The organism is Streptomyces pristinaespiralis, from assembly GCF_001278075.1.
Taxonomy (GTDB): domain Bacteria; phylum Actinomycetota; class Actinomycetes; order Streptomycetales; family Streptomycetaceae; genus Streptomyces; species Streptomyces pristinaespiralis.
On record NZ_CP011340.1, the window covers coordinates 7970816 to 7997086 of the forward strand.

20 protein-coding genes are annotated in these 26271 nt (G+C 72.1%); 10 read left to right on the top strand and 10 right to left on the bottom strand.

From position 1 onward, the window contains the following. Positions 1–19: 19 nt before the first annotated feature. Positions 20–265, top strand: coding sequence for a DUF6158 family protein (locus SPRI_RS34235; RefSeq protein ID WP_005321245.1), 246 nt, complete (start codon positions 20–22; stop codon positions 263–265). A 134-nt stretch (positions 266–399) separates the two neighbouring features. Here the strand turns inward: SPRI_RS34235 and SPRI_RS34240 are convergent, their stop codons facing one another. The 5 genes from SPRI_RS34240 to SPRI_RS34260 form a co-directional block, all read right to left on the bottom strand. Further along, entirely contained in the window at positions 400–957 is a 558-nt protein-coding gene (locus tag SPRI_RS34240; protein ID WP_005321248.1) for a type 1 glutamine amidotransferase domain-containing protein, read from the bottom strand. A 2-nt stretch (positions 958–959) separates the two neighbouring features. Continuing rightward, entirely contained in the window at positions 960–1388 is a 429-nt protein-coding gene (locus tag SPRI_RS34245; protein WP_053557647.1) for a CBS domain-containing protein, read from the bottom strand. 237 nt (positions 1389–1625) lie between these two features. After that, on the bottom strand, positions 1626–2627 hold the full coding sequence (meaB, locus tag SPRI_RS34250) for a methylmalonyl Co-A mutase-associated GTPase MeaB (protein WP_005321251.1): 1002 nt from the start codon (positions 2625–2627) through the stop codon (positions 1626–1628). Between the two features lie 8 nt (positions 2628–2635). Then, positions 2636–4846, bottom strand: coding sequence for a methylmalonyl-CoA mutase (gene scpA / locus SPRI_RS34255; protein ID WP_005321253.1), 2211 nt, complete (start codon positions 4844–4846; stop codon positions 2636–2638). Next, on the bottom strand, positions 4846–6729 hold the full coding sequence (locus tag SPRI_RS34260) for a methylmalonyl-CoA mutase family protein (RefSeq protein WP_053557648.1): 1884 nt from the start codon (positions 6727–6729) through the stop codon (positions 4846–4848). Before SPRI_RS34260 ends, scpA begins: the two co-directional genes overlap by 1 nt. Positions 6730–6953: 224 nt before the next feature. Here SPRI_RS34260 and SPRI_RS34265 point away from each other — a divergent pair, with 224 nt between their 5' ends. The 4 genes from SPRI_RS34265 to ligD all read left to right on the top strand — a co-directional run bounded on the left by SPRI_RS34265 (position 6954) and on the right by ligD (position 11497). Continuing rightward, positions 6954–7181 carry a DUF6458 family protein gene (locus SPRI_RS34265; protein ID WP_037775511.1) on the top strand — a complete coding sequence of 76 codons (228 nt, stop codon included), beginning with the start codon at positions 6954–6956 and terminating at the stop codon, positions 7179–7181. 224 nt (positions 7182–7405) lie between these two features. After that, positions 7406–8731: an NAD(P)/FAD-dependent oxidoreductase gene (locus tag SPRI_RS34270; protein ID WP_037775512.1), complete on the top strand. Its 1326-nt coding sequence runs from the start codon at positions 7406–7408 to the stop codon at positions 8729–8731. A 1-nt stretch (position 8732) separates the two neighbouring features. Then, positions 8733–10580, top strand: coding sequence for a transketolase (locus tag SPRI_RS34275; RefSeq protein WP_005321267.1), 1848 nt, complete (start codon positions 8733–8735; stop codon positions 10578–10580). Beyond that, positions 10577–11497, top strand: coding sequence for a non-homologous end-joining DNA ligase (gene ligD / locus SPRI_RS34280; RefSeq protein WP_053557649.1), 921 nt, complete (start codon positions 10577–10579; stop codon positions 11495–11497). The genes SPRI_RS34275 and ligD overlap by 4 nt, the downstream gene beginning before the upstream one ends. 21 nt (positions 11498–11518) lie before the next feature. On the opposite strand, the gene SPRI_RS34285 is transcribed toward ligD, so the two are convergent. Further along, positions 11519–11689 carry a hypothetical protein gene (locus SPRI_RS34285; protein ID WP_005321272.1) on the bottom strand — a complete coding sequence of 57 codons (171 nt, stop codon included), beginning with the start codon at positions 11687–11689 and terminating at the stop codon, positions 11519–11521. 78 nt (positions 11690–11767) lie between these two features. Between SPRI_RS34285 and SPRI_RS34290 the strand changes: the two genes are divergently transcribed. The 3 genes from SPRI_RS34290 to SPRI_RS34300 all read left to right on the top strand — a co-directional run bounded on the left by SPRI_RS34290 (position 11768) and on the right by SPRI_RS34300 (position 17112). Further along, positions 11768–12280, top strand: coding sequence for a DUF6328 family protein (locus tag SPRI_RS34290; RefSeq protein ID WP_005321273.1), 513 nt, complete (start codon positions 11768–11770; stop codon positions 12278–12280). Between the two features lie 116 nt (positions 12281–12396). After that, the gene (locus SPRI_RS34295) at positions 12397–13044 is read left to right on the top strand and encodes an LAETG motif-containing sortase-dependent surface protein (RefSeq protein ID WP_162492196.1); all 648 of its coding nucleotides are present in this window, start codon (positions 12397–12399) and stop codon (positions 13042–13044) included. 594 nt (positions 13045–13638) lie between these two features. Further along, the gene (locus SPRI_RS34300; RefSeq protein WP_053557650.1) at positions 13639–17112 is read left to right on the top strand and encodes a phosphodiester glycosidase family protein; all 3474 of its coding nucleotides are present in this window, start codon (positions 13639–13641) and stop codon (positions 17110–17112) included. A 129-nt stretch (positions 17113–17241) separates the two neighbouring features. Here the strand turns inward: SPRI_RS34300 and SPRI_RS34305 are convergent, their stop codons facing one another. Continuing rightward, positions 17242–18327, bottom strand: coding sequence for an enoyl-CoA hydratase/isomerase family protein (locus SPRI_RS34305; RefSeq protein ID WP_053557651.1), 1086 nt, complete (start codon positions 18325–18327; stop codon positions 17242–17244). A 146-nt stretch (positions 18328–18473) separates the two neighbouring features. On the opposite strand from SPRI_RS34305, the gene SPRI_RS34310 reads away from it, so the two are divergent. Then, positions 18474–19658 (top strand): EstA family serine hydrolase, encoded by a 1185-nt coding sequence (locus SPRI_RS34310; protein WP_005321278.1) that lies wholly within the window; start codon positions 18474–18476, stop codon positions 19656–19658. Between the two features lie 95 nt (positions 19659–19753). Then, entirely contained in the window at positions 19754–20932 is a 1179-nt protein-coding gene (locus SPRI_RS34315) for an acyl-CoA dehydrogenase family protein (RefSeq protein ID WP_005321279.1), read from the top strand. 253 nt (positions 20933–21185) lie between these two features. Here SPRI_RS34315 and SPRI_RS34320 read toward each other — a convergent pair whose 3' ends face one another. From SPRI_RS34320 to SPRI_RS34330, 3 genes are all read right to left on the bottom strand, one after another. Beyond that, complete coding sequence (locus SPRI_RS34320; RefSeq protein ID WP_005321281.1) at positions 21186–21428, bottom strand: DUF6411 family protein; 243 nt, start codon at positions 21426–21428, stop codon at positions 21186–21188. Positions 21429–21637: 209 nt separating this feature from the next. Then, a complete protein-coding gene (locus tag SPRI_RS34325; protein ID WP_005321283.1) occupies positions 21638–22774 on the bottom strand; it encodes an NAD(P)/FAD-dependent oxidoreductase in 1137 nt (378 codons plus the stop codon). A 23-nt stretch (positions 22775–22797) separates the two neighbouring features. Continuing rightward, complete coding sequence (locus SPRI_RS34330) at positions 22798–26208, bottom strand: LodA/GoxA family CTQ-dependent oxidase (RefSeq protein WP_050791634.1); 3411 nt, start codon at positions 26206–26208, stop codon at positions 22798–22800. Positions 26209–26271: the final 63 nt, after the last annotated feature.

Genomic DNA, 26271 nt, shown 5'->3' on the forward strand with positions numbered 1-26271 from the left:
CTCGGAAGGGACGGTTGCCGTGAACGAGAGCGAGCACCGGCACAGGGGCGTCGACCCGGCGGACCTCAGCGAACAGGATCTGCTGCGGGAACTGGAGACCATCCACCGCAGCCGCCACGACACACTCCTCTACGGTTCGGCCGCCGCCCTGGAAGCGCACAACGTGCGGATGGCGGACCTGGAGGCCGAGTACCTGCGGCGCCACCCCGACCGGGAGGTGGCGGCGGGCCGTACCCGTTCCGGGGCCCGGGACAGGTCCCAGTGACCGTGCCGGGACGCGGAGCGGGCCCCCGGATCGCGTGAGCCGGGGGCCCGCCGTGGGCTCAGGGGTGCCGGGGGCCCGGCAGCCGCGGATGTGTGGACGCGCGCCGGGCGCGCCCATCCACGCCGTCCGGCGGCTCAGCGGCTCGCGCCGACGCCGGAAGCCTTCGCGAATTCGGCGGTGAACGCCTCGCAGAACGCATCGAGGTCATCCGGCTTGCGGCTGGTGATCAGCGTGCTCGGCGCCGCCTCACAGACGCGCACCTGCTCGTCCACCCATTCCCCGCCCGCGTTGCGGACGTCGGTACGCAGGCTGGGCCACGAGGTGAGGGTGCGGCCGCGCACCACGTCCGCCTCGATCAGCGTCCACGGCGCATGGCAGATCGCCGCCACGGGCTTGCCCGCGTCGAAGAACGCCTTGACGAACGCCACGGCGTCGGCGTCCATGCGCAGTGCGTCGGGATTGGCCACACCGCCGGGCAGCACGAGTGCGCCGAAGTCGTCGACCGACGCGCCCGCGACCACCTGGTCGACAGGGAAGGTGTCGGCCTTGTCCAGGTGGTCGAACGCCTGCACCCGGCCCGGACGCGTCGATACGAGCCGCGGTTCGCCGCCGGAGCCGGACACCGCCTGCCAGGGCTTGACGAGTTCGACCTGCTCCACTCCTTCATGGGCCGTCAGAAACGCGATCTGCATGATCAGCTCCTCTCGTTGTTGCTCTCGGCCACGCTGATCTCCGCCAGTACGGAGTGCGGATCCTCGGCGGCGGCGAGATCTCCGAGGCTCACCACGCCGAGCGGACGCCCGTCCTCCACCACCGGCAGCCGGCGCACCGCGTGGGTGCGCATCAGCCGCACCGCGGACGCCACGGAATCGTCGGGGGTCACGCACACGGGGTCGGGGGTGCACGCGGAGGAGGCACTGACGCCGGTGGGATCCGCGCCCTCGGCGACCGAACGAAGGGTGATGTCCCGGTCGGTGAGCATCCCGACCACCGTGTCGCCGTCGGCGACCAGCACATCGCCGATGTCCAGGTCCCGCATCAGCCGCGCCGCCTCGACGAGTGAGGCGTCCGGCCGCACCGCCGCCACCCCGGCCGTCATGACTTCTCTTACGAGCTCTGCCATCGCTGTTCGCCTTCCATTCGTCTCTCACCAGCCCGATCGGGGGCGGCTGCCGGGGCCGGGTACCCAGCACCACCGGCACCGACACAGGCGAAGAGAGCCGGCGGGCGGGCAGTTTCCGGGCAGCCAGGTTTGGACCCGGGGAAGGCGGGGACCCGAAGATCGGCCGAGCGGCCATGGGATGGGAGAACGGGCCGGGTGCGCGGGTCGGCGGAACCGCGCACCCGGCCCCGCCATGCGCTACGGCTGCCCCGGCTCCGGCTCGGCGAAGGCTTCGAGGATGCGCTCCGCGGCCAGTGTGGCGGTCAGCCGCCCACCGCGGACCTGCTCCTCGAGACCCGCCGTCAGCTCCCGCACCCCGGGGTGCCTGTGCAGCCGGTCCAGCAGGGTGTCGTGGACCATCGCCCACGTCCAGCCGATCTGCTGCTCGCGGCGCTTGGCGTCGAGAGCGCCGGTCGAGCCCAGGACCGTACGGTGCTGCTCCAGGCGCTCCCACACCGCGTCCAGGCCGGTGCCCTCCCGGGCGCTGCACGACAGCACGGGCGGGGTCCACGCGGCGTCGGCCGGGTTCATCAGCCGCAGGGCCCCGGCGAGTTCGCGGGCCGCTGAGCGGGCGTCGCGCTCGTGGGGACCGTCGGCCTTGTTGACGGCGATCACGTCGGCCAGCTCCAGCACACCCTTCTTGATGCCCTGCAACTGGTCACCGGTGCGGGCGAGGCTGAGCAGCAGGAACGAGTCGACCATGCCCGCCACGGCGGTCTCCGACTGGCCGACGCCCACCGTCTCCACCAGGACGACGTCGTAGCCCGCGGCCTCCATGACGACCATCGTCTCCCGGGTCGCCCTGGCGACCCCGCCCAGCGTCCCCGAGCTGGGGGAGGGGCGTACGAACGCCGCCGGGTCCACCGCCAGGCGCTCCATCCGGGTCTTGTCGCCCAGGATCGAACCGCCGGTGCGGGTGGACGACGGGTCGACGGCGAGGACCGCCACACGGTGTCCGAGCCCCGTGAGCATCGAACCGAGCGCGTCGATGAACGTGGACTTGCCGACGCCGGGCACCCCGCTGATGCCCACCCGCCTGGCCGCCCCGGCGAACGGCAGCAGCTCGGTCAGCAGCCGCTGCGCGAGCGCCCGGTGGTCCGGGCGGGTCGACTCCACCAGCGTGACGGCGCGGGCGATGTACGCCCGCGAACCGTCCCGCACGCCCTTCACATAGGCGTCGATGTCGATCTTCGGTGGCATGGAGGGCCCTACGACAACTCGTGGCCGAGCGAACCGGCCAGGGTCCGCACCAGGTCCCTCGCCGCGTCGGGGATCACCGTCCCCGGCGGGAACACCGCCGCGGCGCCGGCCTCGTGCAGCGCGGGGACGTCCTGCGGCGGGATCACACCGCCGACGACGATCATGATGTCCTCACGGCCCTCCGCCGCCAGCTCCTCGCGCAGCGCGGGCACCAGCGTCAGGTGCCCGGCCGCCAGGGACGAGACGCCGACGATGTGGACGTCCGCCTCGACCGCCTGCCGGGCGACCTCGGCCGGCGTCTGGAACAGCGGGCCGACGTCCACGTCGAAGCCGAGGTCGGCGAACGCCGTCGCGATCACCTTCTGGCCCCGGTCGTGCCCGTCCTGGCCCATCTTGGCGACCAGGATGCGCGGCCGCCGGCCCTCCGCCTGCTCGAACTCGTCGACCAGGGCACGGGTCGCGTCCACCGAGGGCGACATGCCTGCCTCGTTCCTGTACACACCCGAGATCGTACGGATCTGCCCGGAGTGCCTGCCGTACACCTTCTCCAGGGCGTCGGAGATCTCCCCGACGGTCGCCATGGCACGGGCCGCGTCCACGGCCAGCGCCAGCAGATTGCCCTCGAGGCCGCCGTCTGGGACGTGGCCGGCCGCCGCGGCCGCCGTCAGGGCGCGCAGCGCGTCCTGGCACGCGGTCTCGTCGCGCTCCGCGCGCAGCCGCCGCAGCTTCTCGATCTGCTGGGCGCGCACCTGCGAGTTGTCGACCTTGAGCACGTCGATCTGCTCGTCGGACTCCACGCGGTACTTGTTCACCCCGATCACCGGCTGACGCCCGGAGTCGATCCGTGCCTGGGTGCGCGCGGCGGCCTCCTCGATGCGGAGCTTGGGGATGCCGGCGTCGATGGCCTTCGCCATGCCGCCCGCCGCCTCGACCTCCTCGATGTGCCGCCAGGCGCGCCTGGCCAGGTCGTGCGTCAGCTTCTCGACGTACGCGCTGCCGCCCCACGGGTCGATGACCCGGCAGGTGCCCGACTCCTGCTGCAGCAGCAGTTGGGTGTTGCGGGCGATGCGCGCGGAGAAGTCGGTCGGCAGGGCCAGCGCCTCGTCGAGGGCGTTGGTGTGCAGCGACTGGGTGTGCCCCTGCGTCGCGGCCATCGCCTCGACACAGGTGCGGGTGACGTTGTTGAAGACGTCCTGCGCCGTCAGCGACCAGCCGGAGGTCTGCGAATGGGTGCGCAGCGACAGCGACTTCGGGTTCTTCGGGTCGAAGCCCTTCACCAGCTTCGCCCACAGCAGCCGCGCCGCCCGCAGCTTCGCGACCTCCATGAAGAAGTTCATGCCGATCGCCCAGAAGAACGACAGCCGGGGCGCGAACGCGTCCACGTCCATGCCCGCGCCGATACCGGCCCGCAGATACTCCATGCCGTCGGCGAGCGTGTACGCGAGCTCCAGGTCGGCCGTGGCCCCGGCCTCCTGGATGTGGTAACCGGAGATGGAGATCGAGTTGTAGCGGGGCATCTTCTGCGCCGTGTACGCGAAGATGTCCGAGATGATCCGCATCGACGGGCCGGGCGGATAGATGTAGGTGTTGCGGACCATGAACTCCTTGAGGATGTCGTTCTGGATGGTCCCCGCGAGCATCGACGCCGGTACGCCCTGCTCCTCCGCGGCCACGATGTACAGCGCGAGGACGGGCAGCACCGCCCCGTTCATCGTCATCGACACGCTCATGCGGTCCAGCGGGATGCCGTCGAACAGCTGCCGCATGTCGTAGATCGAGTCGATCGCCACACCGGCCATGCCGACGTCGCCGGTGACCCGCGGGTGGTCGCTGTCGTACCCGCGGTGCGTCGGCAGGTCGAACGCGACGGACAGGCCCTTCTGGCCCGCCGCCAGATTGCGCCGGTAGAAGGCGTTCGACTCCTCCGCCGTGGAGAACCCCGCGTACTGCCGGATCGTCCAGGGCTGGTTGACGTACATCGTCGGGTACGGGCCGCGCAGGTACGGCGCCACGCCCGGATACGTACCGAGGAAGTCGACGTCGGCCAGGTCCGCGTCCGTGTACAGCGGTTTCACCGGAATGCCTTCCGGTGTCTCCCACACCAGCTCACCGGCGTCCTTGCCGGTGGCGGCCTCGAGCGCCGCGCGCCACTGCTTCTCGTCGGCCGTGCCCGCGGTGGCGGGACCCAGCTCGATCCCCGTGAAGTCCGGGATGCCCATCACGCCACTCCGATCCGGTCGAGGGCCCCGGTCAGCACGGCGACCGCGTCGCCGCCCGCGACGACGAACTCGTCGACCCCGGCCCTCTCGTACGTCTCACGCTGTTCGCCGGGCCGCCCGGCGAGGAACACCCGCAGAGCGCCGGCCGCCTTCAGGGCCGCTGCGACATCCGCCGCCTGCTCCGCGTAGAGCGCGTCGCTGGAGCAGATGCACGCCACCCGCGCGCCGCTCGCCGTGAAGGCCGCCGCGGCCGAGGCCGCGTCGACGCTCGCCGGGTCGTGCACCGTTTCGATGCCGCCGGCCTGGAAGAGGTTGGCCGCGAAACCCGCCCGCGCGGTGTGCGCGGACGCCGGGCCGAGCGCCGCGACGAACAACCTGGGCCGGGCGCCGGTCGCCGCCAGATGCGCGTCGGAACGTGCCCGCAGCTCCTCGAACGCCTCGTCGCGGCGGACCACCGGCAGGCCCCCCTCCGGCCGGCGCGGCGCCGGGTCGCGCTCCACCGCCGGCTCAGCGAGCAGCGGGAACTCGCTGACGCCCGTGACCGGTTCGCGGCGGGTGTCGAGCCTGCTGCGGCGGCTCTCCCATGTGGTGCCGAGGCGCTCGGCGACGAGTCCGCCGCGCAGCGCGGCGGCCAGGCCGCCGGCGCGTTCGATCTCCTGGAACCACGCCCAGGCCGCCCGGGCGAGCTCGTCCGTGAGCTGCTCCACGTACCAGGAGCCGCCGGCCGGGTCGACGACCCGGCCGAGGTGCGACTCCTCCAGCAGGATCGAGGACGTGTTGCGGGCGATCCGGCGCGCGAACGCGTCCGGCAGGCCCAGCGCGTGGTCGAAGGGGAGCACGGTCACCGCGTCGGCGCCGCCCGCGCCGGCCGCCAGCGAGGCGACCGTCGTGCGCAGCATGTTCACCCACGGGTCCCGGCGCGTCATCATCACGGCCGACGTCACCGCGTGCTGGCGCTGGGCGGCGCCGCCCCCGGTCACCCCGCACACCTCGGCCACCCGGGCCCACAGCCGGCGGGCCGCGCGCAGCTTGGCGATCGTCAGGAACTGGTCGGCGGTGGCCGCGTACCGGAACTCCAGCTGCCCGCAGGCCGCTTCGGCGTCCAGCCCGGCGGCGGTCAGGTCCCGGAGCCAGGAGACACCGGTGGCGAGCGAACAGCCCAGCTCCTGCGCGGCACTGGCGCCGGCCTCGTGATAGGGGAGCGCGTCGACGCTCACCGCGCGCAGATTCGGATACGTGGTGTGGCAGAGGACCGCCAGCTCGGCGGCGACGGAGGTCCGTTCCTCGATGTCCGCGTGACGGCCGGTGCGTGCGGCATGGCCCAGAGGGTCCGCGCCGAGATGGCCGAGCGCCGCGCGAGGCGCGGTCGCCCGCTTCTCGTACAGGCCGAGGAGTGCACGTGCCGCGGCGTCGAAGTCACCGCCCGCGTCCAGCACGACGGGAGCCAGGTCCAGGTGGACGCCATCCAGGGCGGTGGCCAGGCCGTCGACGGGTACGCCCGCGTCCCCGACGGCCAGCCACACGGAGGCCGCGCCGTTCTCCAGGTCGGCGAGGACCGCCTCGTTCGTACGGGCCGGGTCGGGCCGCTCGTGACGCTGGCGCACGTCCCAGCCCGCCACCGAGCCGCCCTCCGGCCTGCCGCCGCGGGTGAAGGGAGCGAAACCGGGGAAACCGGCCGAGTCGGCACCGTCTGCGGACGTGTACAGAGGACGGGTGGCGATCCCGTCCTCCAGCGCCGTGGACAGTGCGTCCTCTGCCGCCGCGCCCGCCGCGTCCTTGCCTGCCTTGCGCAGTACGCCTTCGACAAGGCGCTGCCACTGCTCATGGGTCGCATCCGGAAACTCGGCGGCCAGTGAGAACCCGTCATCGGGGAGGACCGTCATGCCCCGGATGTTAGGTCAGTACCCACAGTCACAGCAGGTCCGGCGGCTGTGACCTTGCCCTCCCCGGGGCGCTCTTGATCCAGTGCGCGGCGTGCCCTATCCGGGAGCCCGCCCACCTCGTGCCGCCCGGCCCATGTATGGCCCTACCTCAGGCGGGTACCCGCAACGGACAAGCCGACAGGGACAAGAACGGACCCCCGAACTGACAGAAACAGGTGAGTCACATGGGTCTTGGCGGATGCATCATCCTGATCGCCGCCGGAGCGATTCTCACGTTCGCCACCGACTGGGAGGTGGAAGGCGCGAACCTCGACGTGATCGGGCTGATCCTCATGGCCGTCGGCATCATCGGAGTCGCCACCTTCACCAGCATCGCCCGGCGGCGGCGCGTGGTCGTGCCGCCCACGACGCCGGTGGTCGAGGACAGGCCGAACCCGCGCACGTACGAATGAGGGCAGGTATCACCCCGCACGTACGCATGAGGACAGGGGCGCACCACCGCCCGCGCGAAGCCGAACCGACGCACGTACGGATGACGCGTCGCCCGGGGAAACGGCCAGGGGCCGACCGGGGCGCCGGGGAGCGGTCCCGGGTTTGACCGGCGCCGCCGAGGGCACCCGGAGCGCGCTCGACGCGCAAGTCCCGTAACCGTTCACGTCTGAGAACGGAGTCGATCGTGAGCCGTTCCCGAGTCGTCGTCGTGGGAGCCGGGTTCGCCGGATTCCAGGCGGCCCGCACACTCAGCCGGACCCTCCGCGACGAGGCGGAGGTGGTCCTGCTCAACCCGACCGACTACTTCCTCTACCTGCCGCTCCTGCCGCAGGTGGCGGCAGGGATCCTCGAACCCCGCAGGGTCACCGTGTCCCTGCCCGGCTCGCTGCCGCGGGTCCGTCTGGTCCTCGGCCGGGCCACAGGGGTCGACCTCGAAGGGCGGTACGTCCACTACGAAGGCCCCGAGGGCGGGTCCGGCCGGCTCGACTACGACCGGCTGGTCCTCGCCGTCGGCAGCGTCAACAAGCTGCTCCCCGTTCCCGGTGTCGCCGAACACGCGCACGGCTTCCGCGGACTGCCGGAAGCCCTCTACCTGCGGGACCACGTCACCCGGCAGATGGAGCTCGCCGCCACCGCGGAGACCGTGGAGGAGCGCACCGCCCGCCGCACCTTCGTCGTCGTCGGGGCCGGCTACACCGGCACCGAAGTCGCCGCCCAGGGCGCCCTGTTCACCCGGGCTCTGGGGCAACGGCTGCGCACCGGCCACCCCGAACCCCCGCCGCGCTGGATCCTGGTCGACATCGCGGAACGGGTCCTCCCCGAGCTCGACCGCAAGCTCTCCGACACCGCGGACCGGGTGCTGCGCGAGCGGGGCGTCGAGGTCCGCACCAGGACCTCCGTCAAGGAGGCGACGGCGAGCGGGGCGCTGCTCGACGACGGGGACGACATCGCCACCCGCACCCTGGTCTGGTGCGTGGGTGTGCGGCCCGACCCGCTCGTCTCGGAGGTCGGACTGCCCGTCGAGCGCGGGCGGCTGGTCGTCGACTCCCGGCTCACCGTGCCCGGCCACCCCGAGGTCTTCGCCTGCGGCGACGCCGCCGCGGTCCCCGACGTCACCAGGCCGGGCGAGTACACGCCGATGACGGCCCAGCACGCCTCCCGGCAGGGCAGGACCGCGGGCGTCAACGTCGCCGCATCCCTCGGCCGGGGCACCGCCCGCGCCTACTCCCACCACGACCTCGGCTTCGCCGTCGACCTCGGAGGCGTCAAGGCCGCCGCGAACCCGCTCGCCGTGGCGCTGTCCGGCCCGCTCGCGGGCGCGGTCACACGCGGCTACCACCTCGCCGCGATGCCCGGCAACCGGGTGCGCGTCGCCGCCGACTGGGCGCTGGACGCCGTACTGCCCCGGCAGGCGGTCCAGCTGGGGCTGGTGCGTTCCTGGTCGGTGCCGCTGGACACCGCCTCGCCCGAACTGGCGCGGGTCGGCGGCGCCCATTCCAAGGAGCAGTGACATGCAGGACGAACAACTCGCAGAGCTGGCACAGCAGTTGCGCGTCGACGCGGTACGCGCCGCCGACGCCGCGGGATCCGGGCATCCCACCTCTTCCATGTCCGCGGCCGACCTCGGCGCCGTGCTGCTGGCCCACCACCTGCGCTACGACTTCGACCGGCCCGAGCACCCGGGCAACGACCGGCTCGTGCTCTCCAAGGGGCACGCGTCACCGCTGCTGTACGCCATGTACGTGGCGGCCGGGGCCATCGACGAGGAGGAACTCCTCACCTTCCGCAAGCACGGCAGCCGCCTCGAAGGACACCCCACCCCCCGGCTCCCCTGGGTCGACGTGGCCACCGGCTCCCTCGGCCAGGGACTGCCCGTCGGTGTCGGCATGGCCCTCGCCGGCAAGCGGCTGGACCAGATCCCGTACCGCGTGTGGGTGATGTCCGGCGACAGCGAGATGGCGGAGGGCTCCGTCTGGGAGGCCGTGGAACACGCCTCGTTCGAACGGCTGGACAACCTCACCCTGATCCTCGACGTGAACCGGCTCGGCCAGCGCGGCCCCACGCGTTTCGGCTGGGACCTCGACGCGTACGCCCGACGTCTTCAGGCCTTCGGCTGGCACACCGTCGAGATCGACGGGCACGACGTCCGCGCCGTCGACGACGCCCTGTCGGAGGCCGCGGGCACCGTCGGCCGCCCCACAGCCGTCATCGCCCGCACCGAGAAGGGCCACGGCGTGGCCGCCGTGGCGGACCAGGAGGGCAAGCACGGCAAGCCCCTGTCGGACGTGTCGGACGCGATCGCGGAACTGGGCGGTGTGCGCACCGCCAGGATCGAGGTCCAGCAGCCCCCGCCCGCCCGGGTCCTGCACGAGCGGCACACCGGCGGGCTCACCCTGCCCACCTACGACACCGGCGACGAGGTGGCCACCCGCACCGCATACGGGCAGGCCCTGGCCGCGCTCGGCTCCGCACGCACGGACGTCGTCGCCCTCGACGCCGAGGTCGGCGACTCGACGCGCACCGAGTACTTCGCCAAGGAGCATCCCGGCCGCCACTTCCAGTGCTACATCGCGGAGCAGCAGCTCGTGGCCGCGGCCGTCGGCATGTACACACGGGGCTACGTCCCCTACGCCGGCACCTTCGCGGCCTTCCTGACCCGCGCCCACGACTTCATCCGGATGGCCGCCGTCAGCCGCGCCTCCATCAACCTCGTCGGATCCCACGCCGGCGTCGCCATCGGCCAGGACGGGCCCTCGCAGATGGGCCTCGAGGACCTCGCGATGTTCCGCTCGGTCCCCGGCAGCACCGTCCTCTACCCGTGCGACGCCAACCAGACAGCACGGCTCGTCGCGGCCATGGCCGATCTGCCGAACGTGAGCTACCTGCGCACCAGCCGCTCCGACATGCCGGTGATCTACGGCCCCGAGGAGGACTTCCCCGTCGGCGGCGCCAAGGTGCTGCGCGCCTCCCACCGCGACCGCGTGTGCGTCATCGCCGCGGGAGTGACCGTGCACGAGGCGATGACGGCGGCCACCGTCCTCGAACGGGAAGGCATCCCGGTGCGCGTCGTCGACCTCTACTCGGTCAAGCCCGTCGACGCGGGCACCCTGCAGAGCGCGGCCGACGACACCGGCTGTCTGCTGACCGTGGAGGACCACCGCACGGAGGGCGGCCTCGGCGACGCGGTGGCGGAGGCGTTCTCCGACGGACGCCCCATGCCGCGGCTGATACGGCTCGGGGTGCGCAACATCCCCGCGTCCGCCGCGCCGGCGGAACAACTGCACGCCTCCGGCATCGACGCCGAATCCATCAGCGCCGCCGTGCGCCTGCTCGTCGCGGAAGCCATGGTGCGCCCGTGAAGAAGGAGCGGACCCACTCCGTCCGGGCCGGCGGGCGGACCGTCGAGATCCAGCGGCCGGACAAGGTGCTCTTCCCCGACGACGGCATCACCAAGGCGGATCTCGCCGAGTACTACCGCGCGATCGCGCCGCACATGCTGCCGCAGCTGCGCGGCCGGCCGCTGATGCTGGAACGGCACCCCGACGGCATCGGCGGGCCACGCTTCATGCAGAAGAACACGCCGGAGAACTACCCGGACTGGGTGCGAAGGGCCGAGGTCGGCAAGGAGGGCGGCACCGTGATCCACACCGTGTGCGACAACACCGCCACCTTGATGCACCTCGTCGACCAGGCGTGCATCACCTTCCACCGGTGGCAGTCACGGGCCGGCCGGCTCGAGCGGCCCGACCGGCTGGTCTTCGATCTCGACCCCTCGGGCGACACCGCCGAGGACTTCGAGACGGTACGGCGCGCGGCGCGGCAGCTGGGTGAGCTCCTCGACGACCTGCGCCTCGACCCGGTCCTGATGACCACCGGCTCCCGTGGGCTCCATGTGATCGTCCCCCTGTCCGGCGACACCGACTTCGACGGGACACGCTCCTTCGCGCAGGAGGTGGCCGAGACCCTCGCGCGTCGCGACCCCGACCACCTGACCACCGCCGTGCGCAAGCAGGCCCGCGGTGGCCGGCTCTACCTGGACGTGCAGCGCAACGGCTACGCGCAGACCGCGGTGACGCCCTATTCCGTGCGGGCCAGGGCCGGAGCGCCGGTCGCCGTACCGATCAGCCGGGACCAGCTGGACGACCCGCGGACGGGCCCACGGCGCTGGACGGTCGCGAACGCGCTCGAACAGGCACGCACCGACCCGTGGGGCGACGCGCGCGGCGGCCGGCGGGCACTGGGCCCCGCCGGCCGCCGACTTGCCGCCCTGCGATAGGAGCGGCCCTTCGTCACCCGTCTACCACCTGTACCAGCGAGAGCGCCCGCCGCCCGCCGTCGTGCTGCGCATCAGGAATCCCAGCACCCAGATCACCAGGACGGCGAGGGCGATCCACCACAGGACCTCCACCGCGAATCCCGCGCCGAACAGAACGACGGCGAGAAGGAGAACGAGCAGGATAGGAACCATTGTCTGCACCTCCATGACGGCGGGTGCCCGCATTTTCCCGCCGCACACACTGTCCGATGCGAATGGAGCCTGAGGGTAATGGACCGGAACAGGGGCAACGGCAATGGAAAGGGAAATGGCTCACGCGGCCGCGACGAGACACCGGAGGAAAGGGCCGACCGCAGATGGGCCGACCTCCTCCAGGAATTGCGGGTCGCGCAGACAGGCGTACAGATCCTCTTCGGTTTCCTGCTGACGGTCGCGTTTCAGCCACGCTTCGTCGATCTGTCGCAGACCGACCAGACGATCTACTCGGTGACCGTCGTACTGGGCGCCGCGACCACCGGGGTGCTCATCGGGCCCGTGGCGTTCCACCGGATGCTCACCGGCCGTCGCCTCAAGCCGCAGACGGTTTCCTGGGCCTCCCGCCTGACCGTGCTCGGTCTCGTGCTGCTGCTGTGCACGATGGCGTCCGCCCTCCTGCTGATCCTCCGGGTGGTGCTCGACGACACGATCGCGCTGTGGCTCGTCATCGCGATGGTGGTGTGGTTCGTGGTGTGCTGGTTCGTTCTGCCCGCATGGACCCTCGCGACGCGCCGCGGGCTCGACTGACGCGATTTCAGCCGCCGTATCCCTCAAGGGGATGGGGCGGTTGTCGTGCCGTGAGGCGTCGGCGGTACTGTGCGCGCACCGCCAGACGCATTGGCGCGGTAATTGTGGAGGAATCAGTGACTGAGACCAGAAGAACGTGGCGGCGTACGGGAGCGCTCATAGCCGTCGCTTCGGCCGGCGCGCTCGGCGTCGGCCTTTCCGCCGCCCCGGCGATCGCGCACACGCCGGTGTGGTCGGTGACCTGTGACGAGGTCAGCGTCGACCTGACCGCGTACAGCCCCACCGAGGACAACACCGTGACCATCACGGTGGACGGCAAGGAACTGCTGCCGACGAAGACCTTCAAGAAGGAGTTCCACGACAAGCTCGCCCTGCCCGAGCACGACAAGGAACTCACCGTCCGTCTGGTCGTCGTGGCCGGTGACGGCGACCAGTTCTCGCGCGACGAGTCCAAGACCGCGCCGGTCTGCGAGGACGAGTCCCCGAGCCCGACGCCGTCGACGACGCCCCCCTCGCCGACGCCGAGCGAGACCTCGCCCACCCCCAGCGAGACGCCGAGCACCAGCGCGCCGGCCACCAGTGCCCCCGCGACCAGTGCCCCCGCGACGCCTTCCGCGCCGCCGAGCACGACGCCCGGTGGCGGCCTGGCCGAGACCGGTGGCTCCAGCGCCACCCCGATCATCGCCGGAGCGGCTGCCGCGGTGATCCTCGCGGGCGGCGGCATCATGTGGGCCGCGCGCAAGCGCCGTAGCGCCCAGCACTGACATGACGTAGGCGGGCGGACCGTGACGGTCCGCCCGCCTTTCGCTGTCCGGGGTCCGCGCGGTCGGGACGGGGTCCTGGGTGTGCGTGCGGCCCGGGGCACCGCCGTGGGTGGTGCGGTCGCGCGGCCCGGGGCAGTACGTGCGGTCGCGTGGCCCGGGGCAGTACCCGGTTGTGCGGTCGCGCGGCCGGCCAGCGCCGCGCAGTCGCGTGGCCTCTTCCGCGCGGACCCCGGCGCGTGCCGTCGTGATCGACCGCCTCCGCCGCCGCGTCCGATCCGTCGGCCCACCGGCTGCGGCCGTGCGATCGGCCGCAGCGGGCGCCAGGTCCGGGACCGCGCAGACGGTATGACGCCGCATCCGGTCCGTCGCCCCCGCGACACCCGACGACGGCCGGTTTCCCGGTGCCCGTGGCAGTCGTCACGGCGTCGGCGTGGTGACACCGGTCGCTGATGCCCCGTCACGCGAAGATGCCTGTGCGTTCCCTGTGTTCTCCCGTCCTTCATCCCGACATCTGGCGCGATCCTCTTGGCCCGGCGATGCTGTCCGCCGACAGCGCTTACTGCACGCTCAACCAGCCATCCTCCAGGAGTACTTGTGGGCCTTGGCAGAGCAAGACACACCGTCGTGCTGGCCGCGACGCTGTCCGCACTCGTGGTGGGGGCCACCGCCCCCGCCGTCGCCGATCCACCGCCCCCGCCACGGCAGTCCGCCGAAATACTGCGGCCCATCGCGCCGCCGCCCGCCAGCGCACCGGGCGGCAGCCAGACAGCCGTCGCCGATCCCGACGGCATCGAGACCGCCCGCGCGTCCCGGCCGATCGCCCCCGGCGTCCGGCTCACCTCCTACGACCGGCTCGAGGCCGACAAGTGGCTGCGCGTCGACGCGCTCTCCGTCGACCTGGGCAGCGCCGTACGGACCGACTACCTGTCCTCGGGAAAGGTCGCCGACCGCGGCAGCGTCTCGGAACTCGCCGCCCGGCACGACGCCGGCGAGGGCCGCCGAACCGTCGCCGCGATCAACGGGGACTTCTTCGACATCAACCAGACCGGCGCGCCGCAGGGCCCCGGCGTCAAGGACGGCGAGATCACCCACTCGCCCGCCCCAGGAGCGCACCGGGCCGTCGGCATCGGCCCGGAAGGCGCGGGCCGGGTGCTGCAGATGTACTTCGAGGGCACCCTCACCGTGCCCGGCGGGACCCACCCGCTCGGTGCGTACAACGCCGCCAACGTCCCGGCCGGCGGGATCGGGGCGTACACCTCGACGTGGGGCGAGGCGGACCGCGCCCTCACCACCGACGCGGCGACGCCCGTCGCGGAGGCCGTCGTACGCGACGGCAAGGTCGTCGACGTGCGCGACCGGCCCGGCACCGGAGCCGTGCCCGACGGCACCACGGTCCTCGTCGGCCGCGAGGCCGGGGCCGAAGTGCTCGCCGCCCTGCGGCCGGGCGACGCGGTGCAGGTGGAGTACCGGCCCCGCACCGACAGCGGCCCGGTGCCGCGCACCGCGGTCGGCGGCCGTGAACTCCTCGTCGTCGACGGCGTCGCACAGAACCACGACGGCGCCGGCAACAACACCGCCGCGCCCCGCACCGCCGTCGGCTTCTCCAAGGACGGGCGGGCGATGCAGATCATCACCGTCGACGGCCGGCAGGCCGACAGCGGCGGCGTCACCCTCACCGAGCTCGCCCTGATGATGAAGAAGGCCGGTGCGCACAACGCACTGAACCTCGACGGCGGCGGCTCGTCGACCCTGGTAGCCCGCGAACCGGGCAGTGACGCGCTCCAGGTGGAGAACAGCCCCTCCGACGGCAGCGAGCGCGAGGTCCCCAACGGCCTCGCCCTCACGGCCCCCGACGGCAGCGGCACGCTGCGCGGCTACTGGGTCGAGACCGCCGTACCGGCGTCCCTGGCCCCCACCGCCGACCCGGTGCTCGGCGGACACCCGGAGCGCGTGTTCCCCGGCCTCACCCGCAGGCTCACCGCCGCGGGCTACGACGAGACGTACGGACCGGCCGCCGGCGCCCCGCACTGGCGCACCCTGCGGCCCTCCGTCGGCCGGGTCGACGAGGACGGCGTCTTCCGGGCACGGCGCAGCGGCACGACCGACGTCCGCGCCGAACGCGCCGGCGCCGCGGGCGACATCCGGCTCACGGTGCTCGACGACCTGGCCCGCATCGAGCCGACCACCCGACGGGTCTCACTCGCCGTCCCCGGCGCGGCCGGCACCTTCGGCATCCTCGGCCTCGACGCCCAGGGCAACAGCGCGCCGATCGAGCCCTCCGACGTACGACTCGACTACGACAAGGAGCTGTTCGACGTCCGCGACGACGGACGCGGCTCCTTCACCGTCTCCGCGCGCACCGCAGGCAGCACCGCCGGCCGCGTCACCGCGACCGCCGGGGGTGTGAGCACCACGCTCGCCGTGAGCGTCGGCCTCGCCGAGCAGGCCGTCACCGGCTTCGACGACGCCGGTTCGTGGACCTTCACCCAGGCCCGTGCGACCGGCTCCGTGGCGGCGACACCGGACGGACACGACGGCACGGGCCTCCACCTCGCCTACGACTTCACCCGGTCGACGGCGACGCGGGCCGCCTACGCCAACCCGCCGCAGCGGATCACGGTCGCCGGACAGCCGCAGTCCTTCACGCTCTGGATTAAGGGCGACGGCAACGGCGCCTGGCCCACGCTCCACCTGAAGGACGCCGCCGGGTCCGATCAGCTGCTGCGCGGGCCCTACATCACCTGGACGGGCTGGCGGCAGGTGAAGTTCGACGTGCCGCAGGGCGCGGCGACGCCGCTGGCGGTGCACCGGTTCTACCTGGCGGAGACCGCCGCGAACCGGCAGTACACCGGAGGGATCGTCATCGACGGACTCGACGCGCAGGTGCCCCCCGCGGTCGACCTGCCCCGAGTGCCTCCCGTCGTCGATCCGCTGATCGATCCCGCGGCCGTCACGGAAGGGCGCGACTGGCAGTTCGCCGTCATGTCCGACGCGCAGTTCGTCGCCCGCGCCCCGGACAGCCCGATCGTCGCCCAGGCCCGCCGGACCCTCAGGGAGATCAAGGCGGCACGGCCCGACTTCCTCGTCGTCAACGGCGACCTCGTGGACGAGGGCTCACCGGCCGACCTGGCGTTCGCCCGCCGTGTGCTGGACGAGGAGCTGGGGGACGACCTGCCCTGGTACTACGTGCCCGGCAACCACGAGGTGATGGGCGGGAAGATCGACAACTTCGTCGCCGAGTTCGGGCCGGCGCAGCGCACCTTCGACCACCGGGGCACCCGTTTCGTCACCCTGGACACCTCCAGCCTGACGCTGCGGGGAGGCGGGCTCGCCCAGATCAAGGAGCTGCGTGCCCAGCTCGACGCGGCGGCGGCCGACCCGGGCGTCGGGTCCGTGATGGTCGTCGAGCACGTCCCGCCGCGCGACCCGACCGTCCAGCAGGCCAGCCGGCTCGGTGACCGCAAGGAGGCCGCGCTGATCGAGAACTGGCTGGCGGAGTTCCGCCGTACGACGGGCAAGGGCGCGGCGCTGATCGGCAGCCATGTCGGCGTCTTCCACGCCGCCCACGTGGACGGCGTTCCCTACCTCGTCAACGGCAACTCCGGCAAGGCCCCGGCCGGTCCGGCGGACGAGGGCGGCTTCACGGGCTGGTCGCTCGTCGGCGTCGACGACGTCTCACGCGCCGAGCAGCTGTCGGCGCGCCGTGCGCCGTGGGAGGCCCGGCCCGACTGGCTCTCCGTGCAGACCCGGACGCACGTGGACGGCCTGGACCTTCAGGCGCCCGCCGCGCTGCGGCCCGGCGAGAGCGGGGACGCGGAGGCGACCGTCGTCCAGGGCACGCGCCGCGTTCCCGTGGCGTTCCCCGTCAGCGCGGACTGGTCCGGCTCGCCCAGCCTCCACATCGGCCGCGTGGACGACGCGCGCGGCCGCCATGTGGCGTCGTTCGATCCGGCGACGGGCCGCCTCACGGCGCTGCGTCCCGGGGAGTTCACGCTGGCGGTGACGGTGAACGGCACCACCGCCGAGGTGCGCCGGAGCGTGGTGACGCTGCGGGACAGGGCAGCGTGAGGCGGAAGGGGCGCGGCGGGGGCGTTCCCCCGCCGCGCCCCTTCCGGTCCGGGACCGGCGTCGAACAGGCGGGCCCGCGCTGCGGAGCGGACCGGTCCGTGGCGCAGGACACGGACCGCGACGCGGGTGTCAGCCGGCCAGTCCGAGGCCGGGCTCACCCGCGGCGAGAGGGGCGAAGTGGCGTTCGACGTCGCTCTCGCGGACCGCGTCGAGCCGCGCCGGCGACCATCGCGGGTTCCGGTCCTTGTCGATGAGCTGTGCGCGGACGCCCTCGACCAGGTCCGGCGAGGCGAGGGCCGCGCAGGAGACCCGGAACTCCTGCTCCAGGACGGGCTCGAGGGCGCCCAGCGCGCGGGCTCGGCGGATCGCGGCGAGGGTCACCTTCACGGCGGTGGGGGACCTGCTCAGGATGGTCTGCGCCGCCTCCTTGGCGGCGGGCTCCCCGCAGTCCGACAGCCGGTCGACGATCTCCTCTGCCGTCCCGGCGGCGTAGCAGTGGTCGATCCACTCGCGATGGGCGGCGAGTTCCGCCGCCGGGGCCGGGGCCGCGTACCGCCGGAGCGCCTCCGCGGGCCGCACCGACGACAGGGACCCGGCCAGGCCGGCGAGCCGGTCGCCCGGCACGAAGTGGTCGGCCAGGCCGAGCAGCAGCGCGTCGCCGGCGCCGACCGCGTCACCGGTGAGCGCCAGGTGGGTGCCGAGCTCGCCGGGCGCCCGCGCCAGCAGGTGGGTGCCGCCGACGTCGGGCACGAAGCCGATCGCGGTCTCCGGCATGGCGACTGCCGAGCGTTCCGTGACGACCCGGACGCTGCCGTGCGCGGACACCCCGACACCGCCGCCCATCACGATGCCGTCCATGAGCGCCACGTACGGCTTGGCGTAGCGGGCGATCCGCGCGTTCAGCCGGTACTCGTCCCGCCAGAAGGCCACCGACGCACGGCCGCCGCCGCGCGCGTCGTCGTGGATGGCGCGGATGTCGCCTCCGGCGCAGAGCCCTCGCTCACCGGCGCCGGTGACGACCACGACGGCGATCTCGTCGTCGTGCTCCCAGGCCGCGAGGGCCGCGTCGACGGTTCGCACCATGGTGTGGGTGAGCGCGTTGATGGCCCGTGGGCGGTTGAGCGTGATGTGTCCGGCGTGCCCTTCGGTGCGCAGCAGTACCGAACCGTCGGGTGCGGAGCCTTCGCGCAGCGGTGCGGCATCGTCGAGGGCCATCGAGTCGTCCTTCCGGGTCCGGGATCGTGCGGCTCCATCCTCGCTCACCGGCGCGTCGCGGCCGCACACCCCCTTCCCCGTCGGTCCGACCAGTCGGTATGTTCACCGGCGAGTGCACGGGACGAGGCGACGGAGGATTGCCGGACATGGCGGACCAGCCCAGCAGCACGGAGCGACCCATCAGAATCGAAGGCCACTGCGACGAGCGTTTCTCGGCGGTCCGTGCCGCCTTCGAGAGGAACTTCACCGAACGCGGCGAGCTCGGCGCGGCCGTGACCGTCCTCGTCGGCGGCGACAAGGTCGTCGACCTGTGGGGCGGCTGGGCGGACGACGCCCGGACCGTGCCGTGGCGGAGCGACACCGTGGTGAACGTGTGGTCCACGACCAAGGGGCCGACCGCCCTGTGCGCCCACATCCTCGCCGACCGCGGGCTGCTCGACCTGGACGCGCCGGTCGCCGACTACTGGCCCGAGTTCGCGGCGGCGGGCAAGAAGGGCGTCCTCGTACGCCATCTGCTCTCGCACCGCGCGGGCCTCGCCGGGCTGCGGGAACCGCACTCGCTCGAAGAGCTCTACGACTGGGAGCTGACCTGCGCGCGGCTGGCCGCGACCGAACCGTGGTGGGAACCGGGCACCCGGTCCGGCTACCACGCGATCACCTACGGCCACCTCGTCGGGGAGGTGGTGCGCCGGGTCGGCGGGCACCTGCCGGGCGAGTTCCTGCGGCAGGAGGTGACCGGACCGCTGGGGATCGACTTCACCATCGGCCTGCCCGAGCAGGACTCCGGCCGGGCCGCCGAGCTGGTGCGCCCGGTGGCCGCCCGCAGCAGTGAACAGGCGGCGGCGTTCGCCCGGTTGGAACCCGTCGCCGTCGCCGCCCTGGTCAACCCGTCCACCGGCGCGGACGCGGCCAACTCGGCCGGGTGGCGAGCTGCCGAGATACCCGCCGCCAACGGCCACGGCACCGCCCGCGCGATCGCCGCGCTGTACGGCATCCTTGCCGGACGGGGCAGTCTCGGCGGGCACCGGGTGTTGTCGCGGGAGGCGGCGGAGCGCGTGCGCGAAGGCCAGGGCGGCTGCCGCGATCTGGTCCTCGCGGCAGGCTTCGAGCACGAGACAGAGGCCGGCCTCGGCCTCTGGCTGAGCGGCAGGAACGGCTCGTACGGGCCCAACCCCCGGGCGTTCGGCCACGACGGCTTCGGCGGCTCCTGCGGACTGGCCGACCCCGAGGCCGGCATGGCCATGGGGTACGTGATGAACCGTATGGGCCCGCACATCGCGGACGACCCGCGCAAGATGGCCCTCGTCGAAGCCGTCTACGCCTCCCGGTAGCACGGCCCGGCACGGCCCTTCCGGATTCTTGCAACACGTTCTACTGTGTGCGCGCCGCCGCGCAAGGGGCGCACCGCGAGACGCCTGGAGGGGCCGTGCACCTTCAATACACGCCGCAGCAGGAGCAGTTACGCGCAGAACTGCGCAGGTACTTCGCGGGGATCGTCCCCGACAACGCCTATGCCCGGTACGCCGGGCCGGCCGACAGGAAACGCTTCTACCGCAGCACGATCCGCCGGCTCGGTTCGGACGGCTGGCTCGGCGTCGGCTGGCCCCAGCAGTACGGCGGCCGCGGTCTGAGCCCCATGGAACAGTTCATCTTTTTCGACGAGGCGGCCCAGGCCGGAGTGCCGCTGCCGCTGATGGCGCTCAACACGGTCGGTCCGACGATCATGCAGTTCGGCACGGACGAGCAGAAGGCGTACTTCCTGCCGAGGATCCTCTCCGGCGAGCTCGACTTCGCCATCGGCTACAGCGAACCGGACGCCGGCACCGACCTCGCCGCGCTCAGGACCCGGGCCGTGCGCGACGGGGACACGTACGTCGTCGACGGACAGAAGATCTGGACCACCAACGGCGACACCGCCGACTGGATCTGGCTCGCCGTCCGCACCGACCCCGAGGCGCCGCCCCACAAGGGCATCACCATGCTCCTCGTACCGACGTCCGCCCCCGGCTACTCCTGCACCCTGATCAACACCCTCGCCTCGCACGACACGACCGCCGGCTACTACGACAATGTGCGCGTTCCCGTCTCCCAGCGGGTGGGGGAGGAGAACAAGGGCTGGCGGCTGATCACCAACCAGCTCAACCACGAGCGGGTCACCCTCGCCGCCCACGGCACCATGGCGATCCGCGCACTGCGCGACGTCCAGCACTGGGCCGCGGACACCAAACTCACGGACGGCCGACGCGTGATCGACCTCGGCTGGGTACGCGGCCGCCTCGCCCGCACCCACGCGCGGCTCGACGCCATGAAACTGCTCAACTGGCAGATGGTGAACGCCGTACAGGACGGCACCCTCACCCCGCAGGACGCCTCCGCGGTCAAGGTCTACGGCTCGGAGGCCCGGCGCGACGCCTACGCCTGGCTGATGGAGATCGTCGGCGCGGCGGGCCCCCTCAAGGAGGGCTCGGCCGGCGCGGTCCTGGGCGGCGAACTGGAACGCGGCTACCGCTCGGCCGTGATCTTCACCTTCGGCGGCGGCAACAACGAGATCCAGCGAGAGATCATCTCGTGGATCGGGCTGGGGATGCCCCGGGTACGACGCTGACCGCGGTGACAGAGCCGCAGATGGTCGGTGGGCGGTCGGAGCGGCACGCTGCTCGGCGTCGGTGCCCGGGCGCCCAGTGCTCCGCCGAAGCGCCGCTCCGACCGACAAGCCGGCCGTGTTGATCGGGTGACGGCGGAGGAGGCCCCGTGGGCTTGGAGCAGCCGTTGCCGCGGATGCCTCGGCATCACCTGCCGGGCGGACCAAGGGGGTCGGAGCGTCAGCCGGGTGGTCAACACGCGCGTCTCACCTCGTTCTAGAACGGCATGCGCCGGCGGGTGCGGCGGCCCGCGGAGCCGCTGCGGCTCACGGCGCGTGAGCTGCTGCGGAACGGCTTGCTGAATATGCGCCCCATGAAGCCGGGGGCCTTGCTGCCCGCACGGGATCCCAGGCCGAGGGTGCGTTGCGTACCGCGTTCGGGGTGGCGCGACAGGCGCGGCAGGAGGAACGCCAAAACGGCGAGGACGACGCATACTGCAATGATTCCGGCGATCATCATGGGAACTCCGCGGGTCGTGGTCTTTCTCGCCGTTTGCCCGCCGCAGCCGTCGGTACGCGTTCAGCTGCCGGCGACGCCCTCCTCGGCTCCTTGTCCAGCGCCGGGGACGGCGGACGTCGAGGGCGGTTCCGCCTCCCACGGGCCGGACACCGCGCGGGATCTGATGCCAACTCCCGCGTCACCGTGTCCCGTACGGTCACGACCTCCTGCTACGCGGGGGTGAGTTCGTTGACCGAAGGCTCGCCGCCGGTGACGGAATCGACGGGCCGGCCATCCGTGCGCCGTGTCCAGAAAGGCGTGTCCCATTGGCGTCCGGCCCGGTAGCAGACTGTCCGCGCCTGCAGGAACTCGGCGTGTACAGCAGCCGTGAGGTCCGCGTAGCGCTCCAGGGCGCACCGGTCGCCCTGGGCGTCGGCCGTCACCGCCGAACCCGCCGAGATACCCGTCGCAAGTGCGGCGGTGATGCCACGTGCGGCAATTGGGTCGGTTGCCGTCGCCGCGTCGCCGACGGCTGCCCAGCCGTGCCCTGCGGAAGGAGCGACACGTGACGTACCTGCTCGAAGCACGGCCAGCCGATGTGGTGGCCCGACGCCGTCCGCGTTCAGCCGGGCACTCACCTGCCGGGTCGCAGTGAGAGCGCTCAGCCATCCCGCCGGTGTCCGTAGTCCCGTCGGGGCGATGAGGTCGGCGTCGGTGACGGCCACGACGATGTCCTGTCCGTAGGGCAGGGGCGCGGTGTACCACCATCCGAAGGCGGCTGACTCGACGAGCGACGTCCGTTCGGTGTCGTCGGACGCGGTGTTCCTCTGCGGGCAGCGACGCGGCAGCACTGCGGCCACTGCGACGAGGTGGTCGGTGGCGACGACGCGCGCACCTACCCTGCGGGCGATGCGGGCCCTCCCGCCTGTGGCGTCGATGAGGTAGGGCGCGACGATCTCGGTGCCGGAAACCGACACCCGCCACAGGTTTCCGGCGCGGACCACGGCCGTGACGCTGCCGTCGTGGTGGTCTGCCCCCGCCTCGCAGGCGGCGTCGCGCAGCGAGGCGTCGAAGAGCCGCCGGTCGAGAAGCCAGCCCGACCCGTAAGGGCCGCCGATGAAGTCCGATGCCGTCACGTCCTCCCGTCCCCACGCGGAGCGAGTGCCGTACCACGGCTCATGGCCGTGCTCCGTGACCCGGTCCAGGACACCGAGCCGCGCCAGCAGAGGGCGTGCCGTGGGCGCCAGACTCTCACCCACGTGCCACGCGGCCCGGCGCTCTTGATGGACGAGGACGACATCGGCACCGGCGGCCGCCAGAGTGAGGGCCGCTGCGGAACCGCCCGGGCCGGCTCCTGCGACCAGCACGTCAGCGCACGTGCGCCCCGGCGTCAATGGATCGTTCCCATACCCTGGATGCGCAGCCGCAACGGGCTGTCGGCATCGGTCACCGCCTGGGCGGTGGACAGGCTCACTCTGCTGGTGGGAACCGCCGTGTCGGGCAGAGGGCAGCCCGCCTCGACCCAGTCACCGACGATGTCCCTCACCGTCTTCGTGACGGGCAGATCGTTGGCGAGCCGTGCGTCCTCCGCCTGGGCGAAGAACGCGTCGATGACTTCCAGCCCCGCTGTGGGAGTGTGCTCTGCTCCTTCCGCCGGCCCGGCGGTGGCGTTGGCGGGGTGGGTCACCGCGGCGAGCAGAGCGGCGGCGGGCTGGAGGGCCCACCAGGCGACCGGTCTCTCGACGAGGTGGTCCGGGTTCCCGGGCTGCGGTCCTACGAGGGTGCGGGCGTCGGAGAGGAAAGCGTCCGGGCGAGCGCGCACCGCGTCGGCAAGGAGGACCATCGACTCGAGCGGAGAGTAGGTCCGCCGTTCCTTGCGTTCCCCGGAGAGCGAGCGGATCCATTCGCGCCAGAGTTCGGTCTCCTCGTCGCTGAACACCTTGTACATCGGACCGTCCCAGCCGAGGAGGCGGAAGAGCCTGCTGTCGGCGGGATCGCCCGGGGTGATCCACTCGGACTCGCTGAGGGCGGCCAGGAGCCCATCCGGGTCGGCGAACCAGTCGTTCAGGTAGCTGCCGGCGATCTTCTTCTTCTCGTGATTGAGCGCGGCGCGCGGTGCCTTGGCCTGGATCATCGCGATCAGCTGTTCCTCGGCGGTGGGCGCCGCGTTCAGCCGTGCGACCAGTTCCTCCCCCAGGTTTCCGGTGATCTGGAAGGCGACGTAGCCGTTCCAGATTCGTTCCCACTGCCGCTGGACCGCGTCGTCGCCGCCGAGGGTGTGCAACTGGTCGAGGTAGTGCATCACGGCGTCGCGGGCGAGCGAGCCGTGCCCGTCCGCCGCATTGTCGATGGCGATGTGCATACGGAAGAACCGGGAGTCGATGCCATGGTGGTCCATGAGCTTCGCCACGGGTACGACACCCAGGACTTCCCACTCGAGGAACAGGGTCATCCCGAGGAGCTCGGGGAAAAAGGCCTCGGGATGAGCGGAGATCGCCAGCTCGAAGGCCGGCACCGTGTAGGCGGAGTCGAGGAGGTCGGGCCGGGTGGCGAACGCGTAGGAGTCGACGGGGGGCAGGTAGATCCCCAACTGCTGGAGCAGGGTCTGGTACAGGTTTGAATGGTTCAGGGCAGGATTGCCGTCTCCTACTTCCTCCTTCCAGATCGTGAAGAGCAGAGCGTGCACGTCGTCGATGGGCTTGCCCTCGGTGAGGTAACGCAGCCAGACCCCGTCGAGGAGGTTGAACGGCGCCAACTGCTTCAGCCGTTCGACGACGGAGTCCCGGGTACGGAAAACCGGCTCGATCTCCGGGTCTGCCGGGTTGTAGGCCTCGGCGTCCTGTGCGAGTTGGGTGTAGATGAGGTCGAGGCGCTCCTCCAGATTCTCCCGGGTGTACCGGAAGGGCCGCAGTGTCTGCGGCGCGCCGGGGCTGCGCTGCGCGGCCGCGGCGGCCCTGAGGAAAGTGTGGACGAACGCGCGCGAGGCCTTGACCTGCTCGGGGAAACGGTCGGGGTGCTGCAGTGTGTAGAACCAGTCGCGGTGGCTCAGGCCCACATGATACGAGCGTTCGGTCTCGACCAGAGCGCGGCTGCCGTCCGGGGACTGCCGGGCCACGACGAATCCCAGTCGGCTCCACTGCGCGACCATGTCGTTGGCCCCCGCGTGCTCGCGGACCTTCTTCCACGCGTCGGCCACCCGTTTCTCGTAGACCGTGTCACTCTCGCCGACGGTGCGGGGCAACTTCGGTTTGGGCACCACCTGTTGTCCGACTCCACGGGCCCACGGGCGACGGTAGGGGAACGGGCCGGTGACCTGAGCCCCCTGCTCACCCGCGGAGCGGATCAGAGCGTGGAAGTGGGACTCGGGGTAGACGTCGTCAGGTCGTTGGGCCGGCCACCAGTGCGTGTGGCACTCGTAGAAGTCGGCCTGCCACGGCAAGGCCATGTGTTTGGTCAGATCGCCCGCCTCGAAGTCCTCACGAAGGCGGAAAGGACCCGACCATGTGTCGGAGTCCTGGGCGATGTAGGTCATCTCGATGCCGGGATAGAACGGACCGCCGGTGCACGCTTCGAGAGCCGCACGCACGAGAGCGTGCGGCTCCTGCGACAGCGCGGGCTCCGCGGGCCCGGGGGCCTCGCCCGGCCAGTCCGCGATGAAGTCACCGTCCGCCCAGCGCCTCATGCACTCGTACTGGCCCGGGAGAAGCGACATCCACTTCCGGGGCCGGCCGTCCATCGGCTCGCCGTCGTCTCCCGCAAGTTGCGGCATGAACTCCGAGGTCGCCTCGGCGACGTTCAGCCCTGGGCTGCGCAGCCGGCGGAAGACGGCGCCCCTCAGTCCGGCGCTCTCCGGCCCATTCGAAGCCAGCTGCCGCAAGAGGGCCGGAGTGACGAAGTGGCCCGGCTCCCCTTCGCCGTGGCCGCGGAGGGCGGCTGCGTTGACCCACTGGTAGTCGCTGATGCGCCGCAGAATCGGGTGGATGTCCTGTGTGAAGGAGACGTGCTCGGAGTGCCTTGTGCCCTGTGCTTCGGCCACTACGTCGTAGAGGGAGACGAGGTTGAGTGTGTGCGGGGAGAAGTCGGGCGGCGCGACGACGACCCATGCCGACCGCGCCCGGAGTGTCCGGGCGCCCTCACGAAACGTCACGGTGGCGGACACGGGACCGTCGGACACGTCGTCGTACCAGAGGTCGTTGTTGGCGTAGTCGGTGATCGGATTGTCCGGAGCGGTCGTGCCGGAGTGACCGTAGCCGCCGAGCACAAGGAGGCGGCCGTCGCTGTCGGTGCGCAGCTCGCCCAGGGGCACTTGCTCACCGAGGAAGGTTCCGGTGTCGAAGCGGGCGCCGGCGCCGTCCTGATCACGGCCGCTCACGTTCCGGGGTCCGGGCTTGATGACCAGGCGGGACCGGGCTTCGGGATCGTTGACGTCGATCGCCTGGTTGCGGCGTGTTCTGGGATCACGGCTGTCGCTGTCGAGGTGGCCCTGCTCCAGCGCGTCGTGATGGCGGCCGAGGAACTTGAACCAGGCGGCCTTGGAGTTGGCCAGCTCGACCGTCCAGGAGACCTCGGCCTGCTCCGCCGTGAGCTCGCCCAGGACATTGCCGTCCGCGTCGTAGCCGTAGATGCGAAACCGTGCCGCCTGCCGCTTCACCCGTCCGGCAGGGTCCTTGAAACCCCCGGCGGGCTGCGGCGGAACGCCCGGGCGCTCGGGGCCGATGAAGAACTCGGTCGTGCTGTTGCCGACGCGGGCGATACCGACGGTCGGATGGATCTCGCATCGAACTACGTCGTCCAGATTCACAGGGAGCAGTTCACCCGACGCTGGAGGGGCGCTGTGGCAATGGCTGCCTCAGGACACGGATTG